Here is a 17,433-nt window from a genome sequence, read left to right on the forward strand (position 1 = left end):
ATGGCTGGTACAGAGGGCTGCGATACCGTGAGGTGGAGCGAATCCCTTAAAGCCAGTCTCAGTTCGGATTGGGGTCTGCAACTCGACCCCATGAAGTCGGAGTCGCTAGTAATCGCAGATCAGCAACGCTGCGGTGAATACGTTCCCGGGCCTTGTACACACCGCCCGTCACGTCATGAAAGTCGGTAACACCCGAAGCCGGTGGCCTAACCCCTTGTGGGAGGGAGCTGTCGAAGGTGGGATCGGCGATTGGGACGAAGTCGTAACAAGGTAGCCGTACCGGAAGGTGCGGCTGGATCACCTCCTTTCTAAGGAGCACACAACATCACCCATTTCTGCCGGCGTATGTCTGTGCGGTGGGTGTGTGTTCGAGGGTGAAACATCAGACAGGCCCACCACCTTCTACACCGGTAGAGGGATCGGGGGTCACCGCGGGTCCGTGAGGGCTGGCGGGTTCATTGTCACGCTATCGGGGTTCTGAGAGAACACACGCGTGTTGTCTCTGACCTAGCTGTTCGGCCGATCATGCTGTTGAGGTGCCCTGTGATGGGGTGCGGAGGTGTGGGAGGTGGAATGGTGTGTGTTGTTTGAGAAGTGCATAGTGGATGCGAGCATCTTTTATTTCAAACCAATGCTTCGACTGTTGTTGGAGTGCTGGTCTGTGATTTAGCAGAAATGTAGTGTTTTGTGATGTCTACATTCGATCCTCTTGTTGGGGGGTTGTTTGTAGGTGTTGTTGTAAGTGTGTAAGGGCGTTCGGTGGATGCCTTGGTACCAGGAGCCGATGAAGGACGTGGTAGGCCGCGATAGTCCTCGGGGAGTTGTCAAACGAGCTGTGATCCGAGGGTGTCCGAATGGGGAAACCCAGCACGAGTGATGTCGTGTTACCACCAGCTGAATGTATAGGCTGTGTGGGGGGAACGTGGGGAAGTGAAACATCTCAGTACCCATAGGAAGAGAAAACAATTGTGATTCCGTGAGTAGTGGCGAGCGAAAGCGGAGGAGGCTAAACCATGCGCATGTGATACCGGGTAGGGGTTGTGTGTGTGGGGTTGTGGGGTTCGTCTTCTTCCATCTGCCTGTGGAAGCGTGAGTCAAAAAGCTGTGTGTTAGGTGAAGTGGCCTGGAATGGTCTGCCGTAGTCGGTGAGAGTCCGGTAGCTGAAAACACATGGTCTTGCGTGACGGTGTCCCCAAGTAGCAGCGGGCTCGTGGAATCTGCTGTGAATCTGCCGGGACCACCCGGTAAGCCTGAATACTTCCTGGTGACCGATAGCGGACTAGTACCGTGAGGGAAAGGTGAAAAGTACCCCGGGAGGGGAGTGAAATAGTACCTGAAACCGGACGCTTACAATCCGTCAAAGCCTGTGAGTCCTTGTGGCTGCGGGTGATGGCGTGCCTTTTGAAGAATGAGCCTGCGAGTTAGTGCTCGGTGGCGAGGTTAACCCGTGTGGGGTAGCCGTAGCGAAAGCGAGTCTGAATAGGGCGTTTGAGTCGCCGGGTCTAGACCCGAAGCGGAGTGATCTACCCATGGCCAGGGTGAAGCGTCGGTAAGACGTCGTGGAGGCCCGAACCCACTTCAGTTGAAAATGGAGGGGATGAGTTGTGGGTAGGGGTGAAAGGCCAATCAAACTCCGTGATAGCTGGTTCTCCCCGAAATGCATTTAGGTGCAGCGTCACATGTTTCTTACTGGAGGTAGAGCTACTGGATGGCCGATGGGCCCCACAGGGTTACTGACGTCAGCCAAACTCCGAATGCCGGTAAGTGAGAGTGTGGCAGTGAGACTGCGGGCGATAAGGTTCGTAGTCGAGAGGGAAACAGCCCAGATCGCCGGCTAAGGCCCCTAAGCGTGTACTAAGTGGAAAAGGATGTGGGGTCGCGAAGACAACCAGGAGGTTGGCTTAGAAGCAGCCACCCTTGAAAGAGTGCGTAATAGCTCACTGGTCAAGTGATCCTGCGCCGACAATGTAGCGGGGCTCAAGTACACCGCCGAAGCCGCGGCACTCACACGTTAGCCCGTCGATCTTTTACGGAGGGTCGACCAGGTGTGTGGGTGGGTAGGGGAGCGTCCTGCATCCGTGGAAGCGCCGGAGTGATCCAGGTGTGGAGGGTGTGGGAGTGAGAATGCAGGCATGAGTAGCGAAAGCAGAGTGAGAAACTCTGCCGCCGAATGACCAAGGGTTCCTGGGCCAGGCTAATCCGCCCAGGGTGAGTCGGGACCTAAGGCGAGGCCGACAGGCGTAGTCGATGGACAACGGGTTGATATTCCCGTACCCGTGTATCCGCGCCCATGCTGAATCAGTTGTACTAACCATCCTGATCCCCCGGGAGTACCTTCGGGTGCCGAGTGGGGTGATGCATGGGACCTTGGCTGGTAGTAGGCAAGCGATGGGGTGACGCAGGAAGGTAGTGGGGCCAGTCAGTGGTTGTACTGGTGTAAGCCTGTAGGGCGAGTGATAGGCAAATCCGTCACTCACATAGCCTGAGAGGTGATGCGTAGCCGTTGTGGCGAATTCCATGATCCTATGCTGCCGAGAAAAGCCTCTAGTGAGTTGGTACACGGCCCGTACCCCAAACCAACACAGGTGGTCAGGTAGAGAATACTAAGGCGATCGAGAGAACTGTGGTTAAGGAACTCGGCAAAATGCCCCCGTAACTTCGGGAGAAGGGGGACCCATCCTGGTGACGATCTTTTCGGTCTGAGCTGGTGTGGGTCGCAGAGACCAGAGAGAAGCGACTGTTTACTAAAAACACAGGTCCGTGCGAAGTCGTAAGACGATGTATACGGACTGACGCCTGCCCGGTGCTGGAAGGTTAAGAGGACCGGTTAATCACTTCGGTGGTGAAGCTGAGAATTTAAGCCCCAGTAAACGGCGGTGGTAACTATAACCATCCTAAGGTAGCGAAATTCCTTGTCGGGTAAGTTCCGACCTGCACGAATGGCGTAACGACTTCTCTGCTGTCTCAACCACAGACTCGGCGAAATTGCAGTACGAGTAAAGATGCTCGTTACGCGCGGCAGGACGAAAAGACCCCGGGACCTTCACTATAGCTTGGTATTGGTGTTCGGTTCGGTTTGTGTAGGATAGGTGGGAGACTGTGAAGTGGGCACGCCAGTGTTCATGGAGTCGTTGTTGAAATACCACTCTGATCGTATTGGACTTCTAACCTCGGACCCTGATCGGGTTCAGGGACAGTGCCTGGTGGGTAGTTTAACTGGGGCGGTTGCCTCCTAAAAGGTAACGGAGGCGCCCAAAGGTTCCCTCAGCCTGGTTGGCAATCAGGTGTTGAGTGTAAGTGCACAAGGGAGCTTGACTGTGAGACGTACATGTCGAGCAGGGACGAAAGTCGGGACTAGTGATCCGGCACCGGCAAGTGGAAGCGGTGTCGCTCAACGGATAAAAGGTACCCCGGGGATAACAGGCTGATCTTCCCCAAGAGTCCATATCGACGGGATGGTTTGGCACCTCGATGTCGGCTCGTCGCATCCTGGGGCTGGAGTAGGTCCCAAGGGTTGGGCTGTTCGCCCATTAAAGCGGCACGCGAGCTGGGTTTAGAACGTCGTGAGACAGTTCGGTCTCTATCCGCCGCGCGCGTAAGAAACTTGAGGAAACCTGTCCCTAGTACGAGAGGACCGGGACGGACGAACCTCTGGTGTGCCAGTTGTCCCGCCAGGGGCACTGCTGGTTAGCTACGTTCGGAAGGGATAACCGCTGAAAGCATCTAAGCGGGAAGCCTGTTCCAAGATGAGGTTTCTCACCCCCTTCGCGGGGTTAAGGCCCCCCACAGACCATGGGGTTGATAGGCCAGAACTGTACGCACAGCAATGTGTTCAGGTGACTGGTACTAATCGGCCGAGGACTTACCAACAACACCCACAACATCACCACACACGGTTTTGGTGTGTTCGCATCCACTATGTACTTCTGAAACAACACACAACGATAAATAAACACTGTTGTGTGACAGTTGTTTCACAAAGTTACGGCGGCTATAGCGGAGGGGAAACGCCCGGCCCCATTCCGAACCCGGAAGCTAAGCCCTCCAGCGCCAATGGTACTGCACCCTAATCAGTGTGGGAGAGTAGGACACCGCCGAACACAACATCCCATTGTGGCCCCTTGCGATTCGTGAGGGGCCACAATGCTTTTCCAGGTCGAGACGTGATCAGTCGATGCCCTTCGGAACGACGATCATCGGAACCGACACCGTGCGAAGAATCTTCGCCGCGGTTGTGCCGAGGAAGAGCGTGTTGGGCGCCGCCAGCCGGCTGGAGCCGACCATGACCACATCGCCGTCCTGCCAGTCCAGGGAGCCGACTGCGTCCTCGATGGTCGAACCCTGGGCGATCGCCGAGCTGACCGGAAAGTCCGGTGGCAGTTGTTCTCTGGCCGCCTCGAGACTGCGTCGCGCGTGTTCGCGAGCGTGGTCGAGGGCCCGTTCTTCCGGCTCGGTGCGCCAGGGTTGGACGTCGTCGACGGCCACCAGCGAGATCAGCCGGATGGGCCGATGTGCACGGACACCGCTGCGCAACGCCGTCTGGAACAACAGCTGGGTGCCTGGCCGGCTACCGATCGCGACCGAGATCTCTCGCACCTCGTCGGCCCCGAGATGCGCGAACCCCGGTGGCGCCACCGCCACCGGGACCGATGCGGAATGCAAGATGTCGTTGACCACGGTCCCGAGTGTGTGCCGGCCGCGGATACCGCCACCTGCGCCGCCGATGATCAGCATGTCCGCCGATGTACGCCGGGCCTGCACGACGAGACCCTCCCCGGGGTTGGCGTGTTCGGCGATCGTCGTGGTGGTCTCGATGTCATCGGGGAGTCTGGCGGCAGCGGCGTCGAGCCAGCGGCGGGCCGCACTGTCCAGGGCGTTGGCGAGGCGTTCGACCGAGACCTGTTCGGACGGGTCGGCGCTGTCCGGCTCGGGTGGGATGACGATGCAGAGCTCGAGTTCGGCGTCGAAGGTCCGCGCGAGGCATGCGCCGAGGGCGACCGCGTCGTCGCCTCCCGAGGTGGCGATGTATGCGACGAGCAGCTTCATCGGTACTCCCAGCGTCGGTGTCTCGGTCCCCGGTCATCGCCAGCCTAGTCATCTCCGACGGGGTGCCGGGGGACACGCTTAGATGGGGTCATGGACTCCCTCGTCGACGGTTACCTCAGCCACATCATGGACGAATGCCATTCGGACCGGTCCGGTCATGTCGCCGACTACATCCCGGAACTGGCCGCCGTCGACCCCGAGGGTTACGGCCTGTCGATGTGCGTGCACGACGGCCACACCTACTCACATGGTGACTCCGCGACGGCGTTCACCATCCAGTCGGTCTCCAAGCCCCTCACCTATGCGATGGTCCTGAAGAAGCACGGAACCGCGGCGGTCGACGCGAAGATCGGCGTCGAGCCGTCCGGAGAGGCATTCAACGAGATCAGCGTGGACGAGCGCCGACGCCCGAAGAATCCGATGATCAATGCGGGGGCCATCTTCGCCGCATCGATGCTGTTGCCGCCGACCCGAGACGTGGACGAGGCGGCGGTCGACGCCGCTTTCCGAGAGGTGCTCGAGTTCTACTCCGGATGTGCCGGACGGCGCCTCACGATGGACGAGGGGGTCTATGCCTCCGAGGCCGCGACGGGTTCGCGCAACCGCGCGATCGCCTACATGCTCGACAGCTTCGGGGCTCTAGAGACCAGCCCGGACGCCGCTCTCGACCTCTACTACCGACAGTGCTCGATTCGGGTGACGACCGACGACCTGGCCGGGATCGGCGCGACGATCGCGAACGGCGGGATGAATCCCCGCACGGGTCGGACGGTCTTCTCCAACGAGACCGCGCAGCGGTTGCTGAGTGTCATGACGACGTGCGGGATGTACGACGGCGCGGGGGACTGGGTCACCTCCGTCGGCCTGCCGGCGAAGAGCGGCGTCGGTGGCGGGATCCTCGCGGTGCTGCCGGGGCAACTCGGCATCGGCGTGTACTCGCCGCGGCTCGACGGTCACGGCAACAGCGTCCGCGGCGTCGACGTGTGTCGGCATCTGTCCACCGATCTGGGCCTGCACATGTTCAACGTGACACGGGAGAGTCGGGTGACGATTCGGTCGGTCTACGACCTCGCCGACACCCCCGTCAGCGCGGAATGGGGCGAGCAGGAGCGCAGCTATCTGCGGACCTGTCGCGACCGGATCCGTGTGTACGAACTCCAGGGAGATTTGACCTTCGCCGGCGCCGAGAGCGTTCAGCGGCGACTGGAGGCCGACATCGACGCATACACCGTCGTCATCGTCGAGATCTCCCGCATCGGGGTGATCGACGCGGTCGCACGCACGATGGTGCTGAGCATCAAACGGCTGCTGGACGACAGCGGCCGGCGGGCCGCGCTCGTCGACCCGGACGGGGTCGTCCGCGCCAGCGTCGATCGGCACCGTGACGACGCGGCGGTGCCCGATCTCGATGCGCCGCCGGAACTCCGGGGATTCGACCCGGCGCTTCCGCACGTGCACTCGACGATGGACGACGCGGTCGTCGACGCCGAGACGTTTCTGCTGAAGCACTACTACGACGAGTGAGCGGGCCGCGCCGCCTGGTCCCGGGACACACCACTAGGGTGGGCACGTGCGTCTCGTCATCGCGGAGTGTCAGGTCGACTACGTCGGGCGGCTGACCGCCCATCTGCCCATGGCCCGGCGGTTGCTGCTGATCAAATCGGACGGATCGGTGAGCGTGCACGCCGACGACCGGGCCTACAAGCCGTTGAACTGGATGAGTCCGCCGTGCTGGCTCACCGAGGCGCAGGTTCCCGACGGCACGCAGGCGGAGGCGTACTGGGTCGTCACCAACAAGGCGGGCGAGGAACTCCGCATCACCATCGCGTCGATCGAGCACGACTCCCAGCACGACCTCGGCATCGACCCCGGCCTCGTCAAGGACGGCGTCGAGGCGCACCTGCAGGAGCTGCTCGCCGAGCATGTCGAGACGTTGGGTCCGGGTCACACGCTCATCCGCCGCGAGTACATGACCGCGATCGGGCCGGTGGACCTGCTGTGCCGGGACGCATCGGGTGCCACGGTGGCGGTCGAGATCAAACGGCGCGGGGAGATCGACGGCGTCGAGCAGCTCACCCGGTATCTCGAGTTGCTCAACCGCGACACCACACTTGCCCCGGTGGCCGGCGTCTTCGCCGCCCAGCAGATCAAGCCGCAGGCCCGCACGCTGGCCGAGGACCGCGGAATCCGTTGCGTGGTGCTCGATTACGACGAGCTTCGCGGCGCGGAGAGCACGGAGTTCAGGCTCTTCTGAGGGGCTTCGACAAGCTCAACCAGCGGAGGGGACAAGCTCAACCAGCGGAGGGGACAAGCTCGATTAGCGGAGGGCCGTCAGGCGTTGGAGCGGGCCTCCGGCGACCGCGCCTCGGGCGAGAGCTTGCTGTTCAGGAGGTCGAGATCGTCGGCGTCGGACAGCACGGAGTACTCGGAGTCGTCGGGCTGGGCGAGCAGTTCCGGCAACTCGGCCAGCTCCTCGCGGAGCCGGCCGAGGTTGGCGGCGATGTCCTGACGCGTGCGGTCAGCGGCCTGCGCGAGTTCGCGTGATCGATCGAGTCGTTCGGTCGCGATGTCGAGCGCGGTCTGACGGATGTGTGCCGCCTCGTCGAGTGCGCGTTCGCGCTGATCGGCGAGTTCGGCGTCATGGCGTTCCCGCTCGGCCCGGCGTTCGGCGGCGCTGACCGCCTCGAGTTCGGCGACCTCGGCTTTCGCCTTCTCCACCACTCGGCGGGCCTCGTCCTTGGCGGCCTGCATGGTCTTGGTGTGTTCGGCCTCCATCGCGGCGGTGCGCTCGGCGATGAGGCGGGCGGACTCCGACTCGTTGGCGGCCGCGGTCTCCTTGACCTGCCGTGCCCGGGCGGCGGCCTCGTCGACCAGCTTCTTCGCGGCCGTGCGTGCCTCGCCCCGGACGCGCTCGGCGTCGGCCGCGGCCGACGACCGCATGTCGGCGGCCTCCTGGCGCGCGATGGACAGCGTCTCGGCGGCTTCGGCGGCCGCTTCGGCGCGCATCTCCGACGCTTCGTCGGACGCCAGCTGCAGCATCCGCGACAGTCGCTCGCTCATCCCTTGCGCGGTGGTCGGCGGGACCGAGAGCTTGTCGACCTCCCGGCGCAGTTCGGCTATCTCGTCGCGCGCGTCCTCGAGATGCGCGGCGAGTTCGTGTGCGTTGGCGGTGGCGGCGTCGCGATCGGCGGCGAGGACGCGCAGATCGGCGTCGAGGCGCTGGAGGTGATCGGCGACCTGCTCACGGTCATAACCGCGCATCACGATCGCGAAGGGCAATTGCCGTGCGGGACCTGGCATGGCGGCCAGTGTATCGGAGAGAGTGCGGGATCTCCTCGACGTCGGCGACGCCGTGCGTGGAGGTGCCGAGCCGGCCGGTCCACGGATGGGAGCGGCCGGCTCGGCATGTCGAGTCAGCTAGCGGCGCAACGGTTTTCGGCCGTTGCGGCGGATCAGTGTGCGGTGGCGGCGGGTTCCACGAGTTCGAGCAGCACGCCGCCCGCGTCCTTGGGGTGGACGAAGTTGATGCGGGAGTCCGCGGTGCCCCGCTTTGCGGCAGGATAGAGGACCCGGACGCCGGCTTCGGTGAGTCGGGCCGTGACCGCGTCGACGTCGGTCACCCGCACGGCGAGCTGCTGGAGCCCAGGACCGTTGCGGTCGATGAACTTGGCGATCGTCGACGACTCGTCGAGCGGGGCGAGCAACTGGATGACCGCACCGGTGCCGCCGGCCGGGCCGACCATGGCCTCCTCGACGCCCTGCTCGGCGTTCGTCTCCTGATGCAGCGTCTCGAACCCGAGGTGGGTGGCGTACCACTCCTTGGCGGCGTCGAGATCGGGGACGGCGATGCCGACGTGATCGATGGCGACGATCAGGTCGGAGATGAGTGCGGTGGCGCTGGGGTCCGTTGCTGAGGAAGACATGGGACAACGGTAGCGTTGAGGTGTTGGGCGCACAGAGCGGGCGCTCGGTTGGCCCCCTATCTAGACACTTCCCGGAGGTTCCCTCATGACTTCGACTGCCGACAAGACCACGGTCATCGTCGCCGGCGCACGCACCCCCTTCGGCCGCCTGCTGGGCTCCCTGAAGGACTTCAGCGGGGTCGATCTCGGCGCGGTCGCCATCAAGGGCGCACTCGAGCGGGCCGGCGTTCCGGCATCAGAGGTCGAGTACGTGATCATGGGCCAGGTGCTGACCGCGGGGGCCGGTCAGATGCCCGCCCGCCAGGCCGCGATCAAGGCCGGCATCGGCTGGGACGTCCCGACCCTGACCATCAACAAGATGTGTCTGTCGGGGATCGACGCGATCGCGCTGGCCGATCAGCTCATCCGGGCCGGCGAGTTCGACGTCGTCGTCGCCGGCGGCCAGGAGTCGATGACCCAGGCGCCCCATCTCCTGCCCAACAGCCGCGGCGGCTTCAAGTACGGCAACACCGAACTCGTCGACCACATGGCTTTCGACGGGCTCTTCGACGCCTTCACCGATCAGCCGATGGGGGCGCTGACCGAGCAGGGCAACGACGCCGACGGGTTCACCCGTGAGCAACAGGACGAGTTCGCGGCACGGAGCCACCGGCTCGCCGCAGCCGCGTGGAAGAACGGCGTCTTCGACGACGAGGTCGTTCCGGTGTCCATCCCGCAGCGTAAGGGCGACCCGATCGAGTTCGCCGAGGACGAGGGGATTCGCGCCAACACCACCGTGGAGTCGCTGTCCGGGCTGCGGCCGGCCTTCCGCAAGGACGGCACGATCACCGCGGGCAACTCGTCGCAGATCTCCGACGGCGCGGCGGCCGTCGTGGTGATGAGCAAGGCCAAGGCCGAGGAACTGGGCGTCACGTGGCTGGCCGAGATCGGCGCCCACGGCGTCGTCGCCGGCCCGGACTCCAGCCTGCAGGCGCAGCCGGCCAATGCGATCGTCAAGGCCTGTGACCGCGAGGGCATCGCACCCGCGGACCTGGACCTCATCGAGATCAACGAGGCCTTCGCGGCGGTCGGCCTGTCCTCGACCAAGCAGCTCGGCGTCGATCCCGAGATCGTCAATGTCAACGGTGGTGCGATCGCCGTCGGACACCCGATCGGGACCTCCGGGGCGCGCGTCGCGCTGCATGTCGCGCTCGAGCTCAAGCGGCGGGGCGGTGGCGTCGGTGCAGCCGCGCTCTGTGGAGCCGGCGGCCAGGGTGACGCGCTGATCATCCGGGTTCCGAAGTCCTGAACGAACGAGATGTCTACGACATCTTGTAGTAGTTTGCTGTCCGATTCGGCACAATGAGGGCCATGCTGTCATTCTTCGACCTGACCACTCCCGCCAAGCGCTTCCGGTTCGTCGCCGTCGCCGAGGCGATCACCTGGGCGGTCCTGCTGGTCGCCATGGTCGTCAAGCGGGTCAACGACGACGACGAGGCCATCGCCAAGCCGGGCATGATCCACGGGATCGTCTTCGTGATCTTCGTGGTCGTCGCCCTGATCACGGCGATGCAGCTCAAGTGGAACGCGGTGAAGTGGGAGCTGCCGGTGGGTTCGCGGCGGATCGGAATCCCGATCGTCACCCTGCTGGCGCTGGTCTCGAGCCTCCCGCCGTTCGGCACGATCGTGTTCGAGTGGTGGGCGCGCCGTAACGGCCATCTCGCCGAACTGTCCACCGACCGCGCGCCCAGGCAGGCCACGGCCTGACCGCCCCGATCCCGCCTTCGATCGCCCCGACGCTCCGGCGCTCCCGTCGCAGCGTCGGGGCGATCTTCGCGCTCAACGGGTTTCTCGCCGCGATGTGGGTGGCCCACATCCCGGTCATCAGTGCGCGCACCGGAGTCGATCACGACCAACTCGGCGGACTGTTGCTGTTGCTCGGCGCGTCGGCGTTCGTCGGCATGCAGGTCTGCGGCCGTCTGATCGACCGTCGGGGGTCCCGCCCGGTGACGATCGGTGCCGCGCTGCTGCTGTCGGCGGTCATCGTCGCCCCGGTGCTCGCCGCCGACGCCCTGACGCTCGCCGCCGCGCTCGTCGCCTTCGGATTCGCCAACGGTTGCCTGGACGTGTCGATGAACGCGCAGGCGGTCGTGGTCGAACGGGCCTACGGCCGACCGATCATGTCGTCGTTCCACGGGTTCTTCTCGGCGGGCAGTCTCGTGGGTTCGGGAGTGGTCGCGGCAACCCTGTGGGCCGACGTCGGTGTCGTCCTCACCGTGGCCTGCGCCGCGGCGGCCGGCATCGGCGTCGTGGCGTGGAACGCGCGCGGTCTGGCCGGTGACGAGGTGGGGACCGACGATGCGAGTGCACGCGGTGCAGACACCGACGGCCCCGCGTCCGGGAAGTGGTGGCACACCGTGGACCGGCGCCGCCTGGTGCTGCTGGCGGTGGTCGCGTTCGCCCTCATGCTCGCCGAGGGCACCGCCTACGACTGGAGTGCACTGCACGTGGTCGAGACCTTCGGTTCCGCCGAAGCCGTCGGCGCCATCGCGTTCGGCGCGTTCAGCGCGACGATGACCATTGCGCGCTTCGTGATCGACCCGGTCGTCGGGTCGGTGGGTCCGGTGGCGGTCGTCCGCTACGGCGGCCTGCTCGGCACCGCCGGGATCCTGATCGCGGTGCTCTCGCCCGTACCCGCGCTCGCCATCGTGGGATGGGGCGTGTTCGGACTGGGTCTGGCGGGGCTGATCCCGCAGATCTTCACCGCGGCGGGCAATCTGTCGGGGGAGTCGAGCGGCCGGACGATCTCCGCCGTCGTCGGATGCGGCTATCTCGGCATGCTCGCCGGTCCCGCGGTCGTCGGCTTCATCAGCAGCCGGACCTCGCTGAACACCGGGTTGCTCGCGGCCGTGGCGGCACTCGTCCTTGCCGTCTTTCTCGCGCCGGTCGTTCGTCCGGACCGCACGCGCACCGCCGCACCGGACGGAACGCGTTCGCCCGACGTCATCTGATTCCGCGTGGGCGGTCGTGACACACTGGAGGGGTGACGCGACCAACCAATCGTCAGCAGGCCGCCGCCGCGGCCCGACAGCAGGCGGCAGCAGCCATGGCCATGTCCGGCGCGGTGGATCTCGGCGTACTCAAGGAGCGGGCCGAAGCCGAACGCGCACAAGCGCAACGGGCCCAGTCGCAGGCCGCAGCACGACCTGCCGCGCCCGGTGAGCCGCCCGCCGAGGGCGGGCAATCGCCGGCCGCCGGTGCGGGAACCGCGGCGACCGCGGTCCTCGACGTCACCGAGGAGACGTTCGAGGCCGAGGTGCTCAACCGGTCGATGCAGCAGCTCGTGGTCATCGACCTGTGGGCGGAATGGTGCGGGCCGTGCAAGCAGTTGTCGCCGGTCCTCGAACGGCTCGCCGCGCAGTCGGGCGGGCGCTGGGTGCTGGCGAAGGTCGACGTCGACGCCAATCCCCGTATCGCACAGGCGTTTCGGGTGCAGTCGATCCCGATGGTCGTCGCGATCGTGCAGGGACAGCCGGTGACCGCCTTCAACGGGGTGCGCTCCGAGGCCGAGATCACCCAGTGGATCGACGACATCTTCGCCCAGATCGGCGACATCCTCCCGGGCGTTCCCGACGGGCCCGCACCCGAGCCGGAGCCCGAGGACCCGAGGCTGGTCGCCGCCGAGACGAAGCTGAACGACGGCGACTTCGACGGCGCACTCGCCGACTACCGGGCGATCGCCGAGGCCGAGCCGGAGAACCTCGAAGCGGTGTCCGCCGCGCGGAACCTCGAGTTCATCCTGCGGGCGCAGGCGCACGATCCCGCCATCGTGGAGACGGCGTCCCCGCGTGACGTCGATGCGCAGCTCGCGGCCGCGGACGTCCTGCTGCTCAACCAACAGCCCGAAGCCGCGTTCGACCGCATCATCGATGTCGTGCGCGTGACCGCGGGGGAGGAGCGCACCCGGGCGCGCACCCGGCTGCTCGAGCTGTTCGAACTCTTCGATCCCGCCGAGCAGTTCGTCGTGAGCGCCCGGCGCAAGCTCGCCAGCGCCCTCTACTGACGGGTTGAGGCCACTGCCGCGGGCAGTCTGAGTGGTGTGTTTCGGAACCAGGCGACTGATTCCGAAACACACCACTACTCCCGCGGCGCCAGCCAGATCGCCGAGTTGGCGGGCAGCATGACCCGAGCCGACACGGGACGTCCGTGATACGACGGCCCGTCCGCCGTGACCGACCCCATGTTGCCGCGTCCGGCGCCGCTGTAGGCGTCGGCATCGGTGTTGAGGATCTCGTCCCAGACACCGGCCGAGGGCAACCCGACCTGATAATCGGCGCGGTCGGAGCCGCTCAGGTTGAACAGGCACGCGACGACCGATCCGTCGGCGCCGTACCGGAGGAAACTGATGACGTTGTTGGCGGTGTCGTTGGCGTCGATCCACTCGTAACCCAGGGGATCGATGTCCTGGGTGTACAGCGCCGGCCGGGACCGGTAGATCCGGTTCAGGTCGGTGACGAGGGCCGAGATGCCGGAGTGCAGTTCGCCCTCCCAGCCCTCCAGCTGATGCCAGTCCAGGCTCCGGTTGTCGGCCCATTCGCCGGTCTGCCCGAACTCCTGTCCCATGAACAGCAGTTGCTTGCCGGGGTGGGACCACATGTAGGCGAGGTAGACGCGCACTCCCGCGGCCTTGGCGAACGAATCGCCCGGCATGCGCGTCCACAGGGTGCCCTTGCCGTGTACGACCTCGTCGTGGGAGAGCGGCAGCACGAAATTCTCGCTCCACGCGTACACCAGCGAGAAGGTGATCTCGTGGTGGTGGAAGCTGCGGTGGATCTGATCGCGGGACAGGTAGTCGAGGGTGTCGTGCATCCAGCCCATGTTCCACTTGAAGCTGAAGCCCAGCCCGCCGAGATCGGTCATGCGGGTCACGCCCGGCCATGCGGTCGACTCCTCGGCCACCGTGATCACGCCCGGGAAATGTTTGTGCACAGTCGCATTGGTCTCCTGGAGGAACTGCACCGCCTCCAGGTTCTCACGACCGCCGTGCACATTGGGGCGCCATTGCCCGGCCGGTCGTGAGTAGTCCAGGTAGAGCATCGAGGCCACCGCGTCGACGCGGAGACCGTCGATGTGGAACTCGCTGAACCAGAACAGGGCGTTCGCGACGAGGAAGTTGCGGACCTCGTGCCGGCCGAAATCGAAGACGTAGGTGCCCCAGTCGAGCTGCTCGCCGCGCATCGGATCGGCGTGCTCGTACAGCGGGGTGCCGTCGAATCGGGCGAGCGCCCAGTCGTCCTTGGGGAAGTGGGCCGGCACCCAGTCGACGATCACGGCGATGTCCCGGGAGTGGAGGTGGTCGACGAGGTAGCGGAAGTCGTCGGGCGTTCCGAAGCGTGCCGTCGGCGCGTAGTACGACGTGACCTGGTAACCCCAGGAGCCGCCGAACGGGTGCTCGGCGACGGGCAGGAACTCGACGTGGGTGAAGCCCTTCTCGACGGCGTAATCGGCCAGCTCGTGCGCGAGTTCGCGGTAGCCGAGGCCCTGACGCCAGGAGGCGAGGTGGACCTCGTAGACGCTCATCGGCTCACGTTCGGGCGCGGACCGTTCCCGGCGCGCGATCCACGCGTCGTCGGTCCAGACGTGCTCGGACACGGTGACCCGGGACGCGGTTGCCGGGGGCGTGCTGGTGCGGAAGGCCATGGGGTCGGCCTTGTCGCGGATGACGCCGTCGGCGCCATGGACGCGGAACTTGTAGTGGGTCCCGTCGCCGACGTCGGGGATGAAGACCTCCCACACGCCGCTGACCCCGACCTTGCGCATCGGTGCAACCCGCCCGGTCCAGTCATCGAAATCGCCGATCACGGTGACACCGTGGGCATTCGGCGCCCACACGGAGAAGGCGGTGCCGTGCACCTCGCCGTCGGTGGTCGTGTACGACGTGACCCGCGCACCGAGGGCGTTCCACAGTTCCTCGTGGCGGCCCTCGCTGAACAGATGGATGTCGACGTCGCCGAGGCTCGGCAGGAACCGGTAACCGTCGGCGACGACGAATTCCGAGGTGCCGCCACTCGAATCGGGGTAGACGACGCGGTACCGGTAATCCATGAGGTCGGCCATCGGTACGGTGACCACCCAGAGGTCGTCGGTCTGGCGGGTCATCGGATGATCGACACCGCCGATGACCGCCGACACCGAGATCGCGTTCGGGCGCAGGGTGCGCAGGATCGTCGCGCCGCCGGGCGCGTCGTGGGCGCCGAGGAAGGCGTGTGGATCGGGATGGGTCTGCGCCGCGAGCCGACGGAGGTCGTGGTCGGTGGCGTAGGGGTCGGGCAGGTCTGGCGGATCGGTGCGATCGGTCACTGATACCTCACTGGATCCGATAGGCGAGCTGTTGTGCGGCAACAGGTTCGAGGGGCGGTAGGGCGAGGATGTGCGCCACCGCCCGCCATGGCTCGAGCCGGACGTAGTTGTCCTGGCCCCACCAGTACTCCTCGCCGGAGACCTCGTCGCGGACGGGGAAGCGGTCGTACCACTCGAAGCCGAGCTTCGGCAGGTCGAGCCACACCGTGGAGTCCTCGGGGCCGAACGGGTTCAGGTTGATCACCACGATGACCCGGTCGCCCGACACCGGGTCGATCTTCGAGTAGGCGATCAGCGACGGGTTGTCGACATGGTGGAAATGGATGTTGCGCAGCTGCTGCAGTGCGGGGTGCCGGCGCCGGATCTCGTTCAGCGAGGTGATCCACGGCTCGAGCGACTCGCCGCGGCTCGCCGCCGCCTTGTAGTCACGGGGCCGCAGCTCGTACTTCTCCGAGTTGAGGTACTCCTCGCTGCCCTCGGTCACGGCGACGTGCTCGTACAGCTCGTATCCGCTGTAGACACCCCACGTCGGGGCCAGGGTCGCGGCGAGCGCGGCGCGCAGTGCGAACATGCCCGGACCGCCGTGCTGAAGACTCTCGTGCAGGATGTCGGGGGTGTTGACGAAGAGGTTGGGGCGGGCCTCGTCGGCGTGGTCGGCGATCTCCCGGCCGAACTGCTCGAGCTCCCACTTCAGCGTCTTCCAGGTGAAGTAGGTGTAGCTCTGGCTGAAGCCGAGCCGCGCGAGGCCGTAGAGCCGCGCCGGCCGGGTGAAGGACTCGGAGAGGAACAGCACGTCGGGGTGCCGCTTCTTCACCTCACTGATCAGCCACTCCCAGAAGTTCGGCGGCTTGGTGTGCGGATTGTCGACGCGGAAGATGTCGACTCCGAGCCCGACCCAGTGCAGGACGACCTTGAGGACCGCGCGGTAGATGCCGTTGCGGTCGTTGTCGAAGTTCAGTGGGTAGATGTCCTGGTACTTCTTCGGCGGGTTCTCCGCGAAGGCGATGGTGCCGTCGGGCTGGGTGGTGAACCACTCCGGATGCTCGAGCGCCCACGGATGATCCGGTGCGCACTGCAGGGCCAGATCGAGCGCGACCTCGAGGCCGAGTTCGCGAGCCCGGCCGACGAAGTACTCGAAGTCCTCCTCGGTGCCGAGCAGGGGATGGATGGCGTCGTGCCCGCCGTCGGATGATCCGATGGCCCACGGCGAACCGACATCCTCGGGTCCCGCGACGAGGGTGTTGTTGGGGCCCTTGCGGTTGATCTCGCCGATCGGGTGGATCGGCGGCAGGTAGACGACATCGAAGCCCATGTCCGCGACGCGCGGCAGATCCTGGGCGGCGGTGAGGAACGTGCCGTGGACGGGATTGCCCTCACCGTCCCAGCCGCCGGTCGAGCGCGGGAACAGTTCGTACCACGAGCCGAACAGTGCGCGCTTGCGATCGACCCACACCCGGTAGGTACGACTCTTGGTGACGAGCTCCCGGACGGGATGGGCGGTCAGCAGTTCGACGACCTCGTCGGAGACCGCCAGACCCACCCGGTTCTCGACACGGCGACGACGTGCGCGGAGCTGGCGCGCGGCGTCGAGCAGGAGTTCTCGGTCATCACCGGCGACCAGGTCGGCTGCGGTGTCCAGTACCCGCGCGCCGGTCTCGATGTCGTTGGCGAGGTCGGCGGCGCCCTGCCCGGCGTCGAGCTTCTTCAGAACGGCCGAACGCCACGTGGCGTACGGGTCGCTCCAGGCCTCGATCCGGTACGACCAGAATCCGACGGCGTCGGGGACGAAGGCTGCGTTGAAGGTGTCCGGTTCCGGCGCGGGAACCATCCGGACATCGAACGGCCCGCGTCGCGGAGCCTCGACGTGCAGTGTGACGCCGAGCGCGTCGTGTCCTTCGCGCCAGGCCGTGGTGCTGACCGGGAAGTATTCTCCCACAACGGCTTTGGCAGGTTGCTGGCCCGCTGACACAAGGGGTGCGATGTCGTCGATACCCATGCGCCCGATCACGTGGAGCCTCCTGTCGTCAGCTCCCGTGAGTGGCCGGGGTGCGCTGTCGGTCTCGCCTTCGTTGGTATCACCGGTACCCAACCTAGTGCCCCGCGGACGGGATTGTCTTGTCATGGA

General features: G+C 65.4%; 11 protein-coding genes, 2 rRNA genes and 1 other annotated feature. Of the genes, 8 read left to right on the forward strand and 5 right to left on the reverse strand.

Translation table 11 applies throughout. The annotated features are described in order from the left end of the window. Positions 1-308, forward strand: a sequence feature (16S ribosomal RNA rRNA prediction is too short). A gap of 428 nt (positions 309-736) precedes the next feature. Both LEL84_RS00005 and rrf read left to right on the forward strand, forming a co-directional pair. Next, positions 737-3,870: ribosomal RNA gene (locus LEL84_RS00005) — 23S ribosomal RNA — on the forward strand. A gap of 113 nt (positions 3,871-3,983) precedes the next feature. After that, positions 3,984-4,100, forward strand: a 5S ribosomal RNA gene (rrf, locus tag LEL84_RS00010). A 67-nt stretch (positions 4,101-4,167) separates the two neighbouring features. On the opposite strand, the gene LEL84_RS00015 is transcribed toward rrf, so the two are convergent. Continuing rightward, complete coding sequence (locus LEL84_RS00015) at positions 4,168-5,046, reverse strand: universal stress protein (RefSeq protein WP_226513016.1); 879 nt, start codon at positions 5,044-5,046, stop codon at positions 4,168-4,170. A gap of 90 nt (positions 5,047-5,136) precedes the next feature. Between LEL84_RS00015 and glsA the strand changes: the two genes are divergently transcribed. Then, positions 5,137-6,570: a glutaminase A gene (glsA, locus tag LEL84_RS00020; RefSeq protein WP_226513017.1), complete on the forward strand. Its 1,434-nt coding sequence runs from the start codon at positions 5,137-5,139 to the stop codon at positions 6,568-6,570. A gap of 46 nt (positions 6,571-6,616) precedes the next feature. Continuing rightward, positions 6,617-7,300 carry an endonuclease NucS gene (nucS, locus tag LEL84_RS00025; RefSeq protein ID WP_058249976.1) on the forward strand — a complete coding sequence of 228 codons (684 nt, stop codon included), beginning with the start codon at positions 6,617-6,619 and terminating at the stop codon, positions 7,298-7,300. 77 nt (positions 7,301-7,377) lie between these two features. Here the strand turns inward: nucS and LEL84_RS00030 are convergent, their stop codons facing one another. Together LEL84_RS00030 and mce are read right to left on the reverse strand one after the other, a co-directional pair. Then, the gene (locus LEL84_RS00030; protein ID WP_065629063.1) at positions 7,378-8,346 is read right to left on the reverse strand and encodes a hypothetical protein; all 969 of its coding nucleotides are present in this window, start codon (positions 8,344-8,346) and stop codon (positions 7,378-7,380) included. Positions 8,347-8,498: 152 nt separating this feature from the next. After that, positions 8,499-8,969, reverse strand: coding sequence for a methylmalonyl-CoA epimerase (gene mce, locus LEL84_RS00035; RefSeq protein WP_058249978.1), 471 nt, complete (start codon positions 8,967-8,969; stop codon positions 8,499-8,501). A gap of 85 nt (positions 8,970-9,054) precedes the next feature. Between mce and LEL84_RS00040 the strand changes: the two genes are divergently transcribed. From LEL84_RS00040 to LEL84_RS00055, 4 genes are all read left to right on the forward strand, one after another. Continuing rightward, a complete protein-coding gene (locus tag LEL84_RS00040) occupies positions 9,055-10,257 on the forward strand; it encodes an acetyl-CoA C-acetyltransferase (protein ID WP_226513018.1) in 1,203 nt (400 codons plus the stop codon). A gap of 62 nt (positions 10,258-10,319) precedes the next feature. Continuing rightward, a complete protein-coding gene (locus LEL84_RS00045; protein WP_226513019.1) occupies positions 10,320-10,715 on the forward strand; it encodes a DUF3817 domain-containing protein in 396 nt (131 codons plus the stop codon). A gap of 92 nt (positions 10,716-10,807) precedes the next feature. Next, entirely contained in the window at positions 10,808-11,959 is a 1,152-nt protein-coding gene (locus tag LEL84_RS00050; RefSeq protein WP_171011699.1) for an MFS transporter, read from the forward strand. 95 nt (positions 11,960-12,054) lie between these two features. After that, positions 12,055-13,011 carry a tetratricopeptide repeat protein gene (locus LEL84_RS00055; RefSeq protein ID WP_189340122.1) on the forward strand — a complete coding sequence of 319 codons (957 nt, stop codon included), beginning with the start codon at positions 12,055-12,057 and terminating at the stop codon, positions 13,009-13,011. A 74-nt stretch (positions 13,012-13,085) separates the two neighbouring features. Here LEL84_RS00055 and glgB read toward each other — a convergent pair whose 3' ends face one another. Both glgB and LEL84_RS00065 read right to left on the reverse strand, forming a co-directional pair. Next, positions 13,086-15,308: a 1,4-alpha-glucan branching protein GlgB gene (glgB, locus tag LEL84_RS00060; RefSeq protein ID WP_068971710.1), complete on the reverse strand. Its 2,223-nt coding sequence runs from the start codon at positions 15,306-15,308 to the stop codon at positions 13,086-13,088. Positions 15,309-15,315: 7 nt separating this feature from the next. Then, a complete protein-coding gene (locus LEL84_RS00065) occupies positions 15,316-17,316 on the reverse strand; it encodes a maltotransferase domain-containing protein (protein ID WP_068971709.1) in 2,001 nt (666 codons plus the stop codon). Positions 17,317-17,433 lie beyond the last annotated feature (117 nt).

The sequence above is a fragment of the Gordonia sp. WA4-43 genome (assembly GCF_020520305.1).
GTDB classification, from domain to species: Bacteria; Actinomycetota; Actinomycetes; order Mycobacteriales; family Mycobacteriaceae; genus Gordonia; species Gordonia hongkongensis.